The sequence below is a fragment of the Fictibacillus sp. Mic-4 genome (assembly GCF_049843615.1).
GTDB lineage: Bacteria > Bacillota > Bacilli > Bacillales > Fictibacillaceae > Fictibacillus_A > Fictibacillus_A gelatini.
Map to the genome: position 1 here is coordinate 1 of NZ_JBBHZM010000067.1, position 9186 is coordinate 9186.

7 protein-coding genes and 1 pseudogene are annotated in these 9186 nt (G+C 41.3%); 4 read left to right on the top strand and 4 right to left on the bottom strand.

Annotated elements, in window-relative coordinates; genetic code table 11:
- Window positions 1-562: pseudogene (locus WD019_RS20925) on the top strand (hypothetical protein); the annotation flags it as partial.
- A gap of 591 nt (window positions 563-1153) precedes the next feature.
- On the opposite strand, the gene WD019_RS20930 reads toward WD019_RS20925, so the two are convergent.
- Complete coding sequence (locus WD019_RS20930; RefSeq protein ID WP_425712708.1) at window positions 1154-3589, bottom strand: S8 family serine peptidase; 2436 nt, start codon at window positions 3587-3589, stop codon at window positions 1154-1156.
- 304 nt (window positions 3590-3893) lie between these two features.
- Between WD019_RS20930 and WD019_RS20935 the strand changes: the two genes are divergently transcribed.
- The gene (locus WD019_RS20935) at window positions 3894-4439 is read left to right on the top strand and encodes a L,D-transpeptidase (protein ID WP_425712709.1); all 546 of its coding nucleotides are present in this window, start codon (window positions 3894-3896) and stop codon (window positions 4437-4439) included.
- Window positions 4440-4581: 142 nt separating this feature from the next.
- Here the strand turns inward: WD019_RS20935 and WD019_RS20940 are convergent, their stop codons facing one another.
- From WD019_RS20940 to WD019_RS20950, 3 genes are all read right to left on the bottom strand, one after another.
- Window positions 4582-5085: a YwgA family protein gene (locus tag WD019_RS20940; RefSeq protein WP_026678803.1), complete on the bottom strand. Its 504-nt coding sequence runs from the start codon at window positions 5083-5085 to the stop codon at window positions 4582-4584.
- A gap of 19 nt (window positions 5086-5104) precedes the next feature.
- Complete coding sequence (locus WD019_RS20945) at window positions 5105-6391, bottom strand: HD domain-containing protein (RefSeq protein WP_425712710.1); 1287 nt, start codon at window positions 6389-6391, stop codon at window positions 5105-5107.
- Between the two features lie 197 nt (window positions 6392-6588).
- Window positions 6589-6897 (bottom strand): hypothetical protein, encoded by a 309-nt coding sequence (locus WD019_RS20950; RefSeq protein WP_425712711.1) that lies wholly within the window; start codon window positions 6895-6897, stop codon window positions 6589-6591.
- A gap of 165 nt (window positions 6898-7062) precedes the next feature.
- On the opposite strand from WD019_RS20950, the gene WD019_RS20955 reads away from it, so the two are divergent.
- Both WD019_RS20955 and WD019_RS20960 read left to right on the top strand, forming a co-directional pair.
- Window positions 7063-7866 carry a class I SAM-dependent methyltransferase gene (locus tag WD019_RS20955; RefSeq protein ID WP_425712712.1) on the top strand — a complete coding sequence of 268 codons (804 nt, stop codon included), beginning with the start codon at window positions 7063-7065 and terminating at the stop codon, window positions 7864-7866.
- On the top strand, window positions 7857-8696 hold the full coding sequence (locus WD019_RS20960) for a lipoate--protein ligase family protein (RefSeq protein ID WP_026678807.1): 840 nt from the start codon (window positions 7857-7859) through the stop codon (window positions 8694-8696). The genes WD019_RS20955 and WD019_RS20960 overlap by 10 nt, the downstream gene beginning before the upstream one ends.
- The last annotated feature ends 490 nt before the right edge of the window (window positions 8697-9186 follow it).

Below are 9186 nucleotides of genomic sequence, written 5' to 3' on the forward strand. Positions count from 1 at the left end.
TAATAGTAAAAAACCTGGTGCAACCCAACAAGCTATATTTGAAGGATTTACAATTAAAAAAGGGGATATTCTTATTACAGATGCAACTTCTCTCTATGGACTAACTGGGCATGCTGCAATTGCAACAACTGATAATTATATATTAGATGCACCTGGATATAAAATTCAAACAAGTAGAGGGATGAAGAAAACCACCAGACAAAGTAAAGTAAAAGATTGGTTAAATCAGTATAATAATACGAGAGGAGGAACAGTATGGGTTTATAGAGTTTCTTCCAAATATAGTTGGGTTGCTAATGCCGCTGCAGATTGGGCAGATCGACACTATTATAGTTCTACAGGAAGTGCAACTCAAAATATTTTCCCAAGTTATGGAATAAACTTATACACAAAAGATACTGATCCCACATATTGTTCAAAAATTGTATATCAAGCCTATTATTATGGCTCGAGTAATTTACCATTTATGGTTCCGGTTGCAGCTAGCATAATTGGTCCCTACGGATTAATCGATCACTTTGAACCTAAATACCAACCTAAGTTAGTAAAGGTTTACCGTTAAAAAAATAATTTAAAAGGGTGTTTTAGATAATGAAATTTTCAACTATCTCCATTTTTTCTTTGATCGTATCAGTTGTTGGTTTTATTTTTAGTACTATGTTTCAATCAATGGCGTATTGGAATAACGAAGAAACAATGCTATGGTACTGGGTCGGAGCAATCTTATCATATTTCTTTTCAATTATAGCAGTTGTCCTTCTAATATTATTAAAAAAAAGTTCGATAAAATTAAGTCGTTTTGACGTAACCTTTATGGTTATTAGCATCGCTTTAATTCTTATAACTTTTTTTTGGACTACAATAGTTATTATTGCTTGGCAAGCAGGATGGTAAAAACAAATATCTGATCAGTCTAATTATATTTTAAAAGCTATTCATTAAACAAAACCCCCGATTTCAATTTCTACCGATTTCGGGGGACTAGTTCTGTAATTATTGTATGAATGTATAAATATAAACACCCCTTTATTTTCCCAAAAACGAATTTTAACTATGAGAGAAGCGATACAATCTACCAATTATTTTTAACTAGAGATGAGTTTTAGACCCTACCTTAAATGAAAAGGTTAGAATAGATAAAAAAATATAAAACTTATTTAATAATTTCACCAGTAAATGTATAGTCCAGGTTGTGTAAGTCGATGATTTTAATCGTATATCGATATACGCCATTGCCGACTATATCTCCGGACTGATCCTTTCCATCCCATGTAAAGGAGTGTTTGCCTTCGGATTGATCCGAATCCGTTTCAATCGTTCGGATGACGACATTTGCTTCATCACGAATCTCGATCGTCACTTTTCCTGCTTTTAATAGAGTATAAGCAGCCTCCATGTTGCCTTGCGGAGTATAGTCTACAGACGGCGTTCCTTCGATGACGGGTATCCGCCAATCTTCAAACGTGAATGGGCCGCTTTTGACAGACGTTTCATTCCCGGCTTGATCTTTGATGTCCAACTCGAGTCGGTACGTTCCTTCGGCGGCAAATGTGCCCTTCTCCGTAGTTCCATCCCAGTTGAGGAAAACTACCCCTGGTTGATAAGACTGATTGCTTATTAGCTTCTTTTCTTTTTCCCCTTGCTCGGATACAACATAAGCATTGACAACACTGTTTTCATTGATCGTGGCCTTCGCTAGGAACTGTTGATTGCCATCTGCTTTAAAGAGGCTGGAATCAACCGGCAATTTCCCCTGAGGCGCTTTCGAATCGACCATTACCTTTACTGTAGCACATCCTTTTCTCTTCAATGCGTCGACCAGGCTGAATTTAATCGTATATTCTCCATCGCTCGCTTTATTCCCGTTCGCCGTTTTAAAATCCCAAGATAATGAATGTTTCCCTTCCATGAAAACGCGGTCTTTCCAGATCGTTTTTACGACTTTGCCATTTTGGTCATCGATCGTTGCCGTAAGCCTTCCTTTTCTGCTCAATTCAAATGGCACACTTGCCGTCTTTACCTTGTTCGGCGAAACGTATGCGGATGCAACTGTTGGCTTAATTGCTGGAAGCACTTGATCAACGACTTTTAGCTTGATGTTTTTATAAACGCTTTTCTTTCCATTTGTCACTTTCGCCCAAATCTCGTATGTTCCATTTGGCGCATAATCCCTATCATTCGTTTTCCCGTCCCATGTAACGGTTTTTTTGCCTCCGGAAGAAGGTTTCTTGCTGATGATATTGCGAATGACATTTCCTTTTGAGTCTTTTACATAAACGGACACTTTTGTTTTTGCGACCGCATGGAACGAAATAGAAGCGGTATTTGTCCCTTTTATCGGAAAGCTCTTAACGGATGAAGATAGTCCGAAAAGTGGCGAAGGTGTGTTTGTCACCGCCTTATAAGCGTCCACTCTTCCATTTCCGTAATAATCGTCTCTTCCTTTTGGCCCTAAATTAACCGTCGACTTTTTCAAAATGCCTTCTACCTGGGAAGGGGTTAAAAACGGATCTTTCGATAAAATTAAGGCTGCCGTTCCAGAAACTACTGGTGCCGCCATTGATGTTCCACTCATTTCCTCGTAGGAATTCCCCGTCACTGTCGAATAAATATCTTCCCCGGGGGCTGCGAGGTCTATATACGAACCGTAATTGGAAAACCAGGTAATCCGGTCGGCATCGTTTGTCGCACTGACTCCCAGCACATGGTCAAGGGCTGCAGGATATGATTTCTTATACGTATCTTCATTTCCCGCTGCGGCAATGACAATGACTCCTTTTGAATAGGCATAGTTGACCGCATAATCGATCACATAACTATAATCATAGCTTCCGAGACTTAAATTAATAATATCAGCGCCATGGTCTGCTGCATATTCGATGCCTCTGGCAATATCATAAAAATCAGCTTCGTTACCGACAAATACATTTACCGGCATAACATTCACTTTTGGCGCAAGACCGACCGTGCCTTTATTGTTCATGCTTGCGGCAATAATGCCAGCGACATGGGTAGCGTGTTTATCGAAAGGATACGACGTCTTTCCTGTTACCGCATTATACGGCTTGACGATGCGCCCTTTAAATTCGGGATGCGTTTTCTGAACACCTCCATCAACTACCGCAACCGTCACATTGGAAGCGCCTTTTGTTTCATTCCACGCTTTTGCTGCATTGATTTTTTTTAAAAACCATTGTTTCTTATACCCGGAATCTTTCGGGGTATAGGCCCGTTTCACATGATAGTTTGGTTCCGCAAATTCAACGGCGGAGCTTTGAACAAGTCTAGTTGCCGCTAATTTTGCACTCATTTCTTTCGGCACGCTGACAAGTGAAAAGTCGCCCAACGTTAAGCTCGAAATCTCTTTCAAATGCAAGGTTTGAAAAAGCCGCTCTTTCTCATCATGCGTCGTTCCTTGTTTAAACTTAATGATGAGCTGGCCGCTGGCAAACTCCTTTTTCTTATCAAACATCGCTTTCGTGCTATATTTTGAAACTTTTGGTTTCACAGTAATTTCATTCGCATGAGCAACCGAAACCGACACAAAAGAAAACAAGAAGAATAGAAAAATAGATTTAATATAGTTCATCTCCGCCCTCATTTCTGTCTCCGACTAGGAATGTTATGTATTCTCATCTTACAGCGTTTATAAGGCTTTCGCTATTACTTTTTTACTATAAAAATAATTCGATTAACATTCGTTTTTTTGCGCTTCCATATAGACGTTTTTAAATTTCTAGTACCCGAACTGGTGTTTCACAGTTAATACCTCCAAAACATCAAAATAGAATAATAGGGTATTATTTACAAACTTATACATATAGTGTTAAAATTATCTATAAACTGATAGTTTTTGTACTTAATAGTAGAATTGTTGATTGGTGGGTGATCGTTTGAATTTAAAAAAGGCACTTACTGTTACCTTTTTGGCTACTGCCGTTTTGTGTGGAGGGGCGGCATCTAATGCTAATGCAAAGTCAAATAAAGACTTGATCATCATTAACAAAACTTATAATAAGCTTGCTTTCTTCCATAATGGCAAAATGAGATTAGTAGCCTCTGTTGCGACCGGAAGAAAACCATCTTATACTCCTGAAGGAAAGTTCAAAATCGTCAACAAAATCAAAAACAGGCCGTATTATAAGGGTCATATAAAAGGGGGCGACCCAAGAAACCCATTAGGCGACCGGTGGCTGGGCTTAAATGCCCGTGGTACGTGGGGAACGACATACGCGATTCATGGAAACAATAATTCCAAATCCATTGGAAAATACGTGAGCGGGGGCTGTATCCGGATGTACAATAAAGAAGTTAGATGGCTGTTCGGCCAAGTTTCCGTTGGCACACCGGTTTACATAACAAGCTCTTATCAATCATTTAAGGCACTGGCTAAAAAATACCATTACAAATTTAAAGGTTATGCCCTTCATCAATCATAAAAATAAGGACCCCGAAATCGTCTGAAATAGCGAAGTTCGGGGTTTAACCGTGGCAAAAAAAGTATTTTGCTTTTCAATATTTCTATATCTTTATCCACGTTACGGTTGAAATAGCCCGGCGAACGTATCGCCGGGCTTTCCTTTACTGCTTTATTTCCTTCAGTTTTTCAATGTAGGCATAGCCTTGCTGAATTTCTTCATCGGTATATTTTTGCTTCGGTTTCAACGTGTGAATCTTTGTTTTCACTTCATCAACGGATAAGTGGAAGAAGAAAAGAATCGTTGATACGAGCTCCAAAAACCGGGACGACTGCTCATTCATGGAGCGGACGCATTCCTTTAGCTTCGGGATGTCCTTTCCGTACTGTTCTAAAAAGTTTTCGCCTTCTGCATTCAAGGAATAGCGATATTGTGAATAGCCGCTCACTTTTTCTTTCGTTTCTTCAATCAATCCAAGATTGCACAACTCTTCAATGCGAAGCGTCAGTTCTTCCGAATAAGGGCCGTAAAAATGAAACTGGTACTTCTCCTGGAACGGAAAGTCCAATTTCTTCGCGATATAGACCATTTTTTGCAGCTTTTTCCGCCCGACGATTTCACCAGCTTCTTTAATCACCTTAACAACTTTGAGGTGATCTTCAAACATAGCCGCTCCCCCTTACCAATTATTTTCTATGTAACATTTCTTTAATTTTATTTTTCAATGGCACATTCTCTATTTTTTCAATCAAGTCTAAAGGATAATAGAGCTTATGATCCGTTCTCCGTTTCCCAGAAATCGCCTCCACCACATCTGACTCTCTGGAAAGCTCGGCAATGTCCCCATTCGGTTTCACTAATTGGATCGGCAATCGCTCTTCCTGCTCCCCGGGACGGTAAAAATCGTAGGGCAAGTCAGAAGAGGAGTCCTGGACAAGATAATACTCCGGATCGATGCCCGCTTCCTTGAAAAGTTCCTTTAATTGATAGGCGTCGGCCATCGGCACCATTTCTGTATATTTAAATAGTTTGCGATTTAAGAAACGGGTACATAAATCTTGTAAAATTTCATCCTTTTCATCAAGCCAAATTTGAAAGTAATATTGCATTACGCCTTCATCAAGTCGAATATAGTCGTCTAGTGGCATTTTACCACGAAAAATCGATTCAAAATGTGATAAATCTTTTTCAAATTGATAGCCGTTCATGTACAATTCCTTCGCTCTGTGCAGAATTTTCCTTAAAATCACTTCTGCGCCCCGCGTCACCGGGTGGAAATATACTTGCCAATACATCTGGTAGCGGCTCATAATATAGTCCTCCACCGCATGCATTCCGCTTGATTTGAAAACGACCCCGTCATCTGTCGGGCGCATGACGCGCAAAATCCGCTCGATGTCGAAATTCCCATAGCTTACCCCTGTAAAATAGGCATCACGCAATAAATAATCCATCCGATCCGCATCGATCTGGCTGGAAATTAAACTGACGACAAGCTTGTTCGGATACGTTTTTGCAATGACATCGGCCACTTTTTCGGGAAAGTCTTCTCCCTCCAGGCGAAGCACTTGATTGACCTCCGTTTCCCCGAGCAAAATACCGCGTGTAAAGTCTTCGTGATCAACCTGGAATACTTTTTCAAAAGAATGGGAGAACGGCCCGTGTCCTACATCATGAAGCAGCGCGGCACATAAAACGAGCATTCTTTCATCAGGATTCCAATCGGATCTTTCCTGAAAGATGTTCATGATCCGTCTCGTAATTTCATAGACACCGAGAGAATGGCTGAACCGGCTGTGCTCCGCTCCGTGAAAGGTCAAATACGTCGTCCCAAGCTGGCGAATCCGTCTGAGGCGCTGAAACTCCCTTGTCCCAATCAACCGCCAAATAAGCTCGTCACGTACATGAATGTAGCGATGGACAGGATCTTTAAATACTTTTTCTTCATGTAGCTTTCCAAGTGTCCTGGTCATAAGTGGGGATCTCCTTCAACTCGTTTAAAAAAAGAAAAGCCTTCTACATGTTTCTACATAGAAGGGCAATCATGTTGTTTTTTCTACTCTGCTCTTTTATTTTATTCCTTTTCGATTCACTTCTCAAATAGAATTTTTCGAGCCTAACCATAAAAAAAGCCGGACGCATTAAATAGCGACCGGCTCTACTGATGATCTTAAGATTCACTCGGCTCAGTTTTATGGCTCTGTGCGGCATCGATCATTAAGATGATCCCCGTTATAAGGTGAAGAATCATCCCGACGAATGGAATCCACGCCAGACAATTGGTAACAATACCCAATATACTTCCATGCTTTGCCGCTCTTTCATTTGATGAAAACACGAGTGTGACAATGTGAAGGACGAGCATAATCCCCAGTGGAACCCAGGCAAGACTAACAACAATTAATCCTCCTAACACGGGGATTCCCAATAAGATTTCTAATGCCCCTGTCACCCATTTTAAAATTCTTGAAGTGCTCAAATCACTAACCCCCTCTTATAAAAGTAAGACATACATCACAGTATATGGAGGATAGTGTTTTTGAATGTTCTTTTTTTGTCGCCGATTTTTTTCATTGGATGGTGAAATTAGATCGAAAAAGCTATACTGTAAGTAGATACGTTTACATGCAGGAGGATTTTTGCTTTGGAAGAAAAAAGTCAAGAAAAAAACGGCCAGGCCTGGAATGCAAAATCATATGATGCCTGGGTTAATCGTTTCGGGATGCCGTCTGAGGCAGCTGAAAAAATTAAAAAAGATCCATTAAAAAGGCTTGAGCCGCTAGATCAATATATTGGCAATGTAAATGGGAAAAAGGTGTGCAATCTTCTCGGCTCCCATGGCAGTAAAGCCGTTGCGCTCGCACTTCTTGGAGCCGATGTGACAGTCATTGATATATCCGAATCGAATGCGCGATATGCGAAAGAGCTGGCTGAAGCCGCTGAAGTGTCCGTTCGCTACAATGTCCAGGACGTTTTACACTTAACTGAAGATGAACTGACAGGGGACTATGACCTTGTATTTACGGAACTCGGGATACTGCACTACTTTACAGATCTCACCCCATTTTTCCAGGTCGTTTCGCGGTTGTTGAAGGCAGGGGGGAAGCTTGTTCTGCAAGATTTCCATCCCGTATCGACTAAATTGATTACATCACAGGGGAGGAGCCAGGCCGTCCGGAAGCATAAAGTGACGGGAAACTATTTTGATACGGCACTTGAAGTAACGGAAGTCGCCTATTCGAAGTTTTTGCCAGAATTGCGCTATGCGACGGCGGAAGAACGAAAACCATTTCAAGTGAGCTTGCGCAAATGGACGTTAGGGGAAATTGTAACTGCGATCGGCAAAGAACGATTATGGATCCAGACGCTTGTTGAAGAGCCTCACCGTGAAGAATTCGACCGTGGCATTCCAAAAACTTTTATTATCGTAGCGGAGAAATTAGTATGAGCGAATCATTGTTAAACCAACCGACTTGGCGGATCATTGATCAATCCAGCCTTGGACCGACCTTCAGCGCATTGCAATCCTTCGCAATGGACGATACATTATGCACATCTGTCGGGAGCGGTGAAGCGCCGCCGACCGTACGGACGTGGGTCCACCATCAAACGATCGTCCTCGGCATCCAGGATAGCCGGCTTCCCCATTTGCAAAAGGGCGTTGAATTTTTGCGCTCGATTGGATATAACGTCATCGTCCGCAATTCCGGGGGGCTTGCAGTCGTTCTTGATGAAGGCGTTTTGAACATTTCCATCGTCCTTCCCGAAAAGGAGAAGACGATTGATATTAACAGAGGCTATGATACGATGGTGGAACTTATAGAGCGGATGCTCGCCCCTTACAACGTTTCGTTTGAAGCACGCGAAATTGTTGGTTCGTATTGCCCGGGAAGCTATGATTTAAGCATTAACGGAAAAAAATTTGCCGGCATTTCCCAGCGGCGCATCCGCGGCGGAGTCGCCGTACAAATCTATCTTTGCGCTGACGGCAGTGGTGCAGGAAGGGCAGAAATGATCCGGGAATTTTACAATCGCGGACTGCAAGGCGAAGAGACAAAGTTCGTGTATCCAAAAATCGATCCTTGCGTAATGGCTTCACTGACCGAATTAATGGGTCAGCACGTGTCAGTTCAAGATTTAATGCTTCAATTATTCAATGTATTGAACAGTGTGACAGACCGGCTCACCTCTACCCAGCTTACGGTGGGAGAAATTCCGTTATATGAAGCCAACTATAAGCGCGTCTTTGAGCGCAATGAAAAAGCACTGGAGAGCTAATGCTCTTTCGTGCTTTTTTTGATTATATTTCAATGCCGAAGTACTTTTTGCATAGTTTTTATCTTTTTATTTCCCCGGAGATCGTTAGCATATTATCAGAAAGTGTCACTCTTCCTGTTGATGAGATCCCGGTGAGTGAAATGGGATTCAGGAGAAGTCTGGTTATAATGGCACATCATGCATATGCCGCTGTTGCAAATACGTTAAATCGTCAATATCTTTAGCTGTTTCCTTCTGCATGAAACCGTTCCAAATAAGCGTCAATCTTCAACCAGACCGCCTCCTACCTTAAGTCGCTATTCCTAGTACCCTTCTAGAAAAATAGTTTGAATTTCAGTAATCGAAAGAACACCTCGTTAGATCTGTGAAATGAGGAAAAATGACTCACGAATTGTTTCATGATTTAAAATGATTTCGTTCTCGGACAATAAATGTTCTTATTTGGACAATAAGTCATCCGGTTAAGACAATAACATCTTACTTTTGGACA

What these genes read in the sequence shown, in the direction of transcription:
- WD019_RS20930 (WP_425712708.1), bottom strand. Translation starts at nt 3,589, where the DNA reads ATGAACTATATTAAATCTATTTTTCTATTCTTCTTGTTTTCTTTTGTG.
- WD019_RS20940 (WP_026678803.1), bottom strand. Translation starts at nt 5,085, where the DNA reads ATGTTTGAAGATCACCTCAAAGTTGTTAAGGTGATTAAAGAAGCTGGT.
- WD019_RS20945 (WP_425712710.1), bottom strand. Translation starts at nt 6,391, where the DNA reads ATGACCAGGACACTTGGAAAGCTACATGAAGAAAAAGTATTTAAAGAT.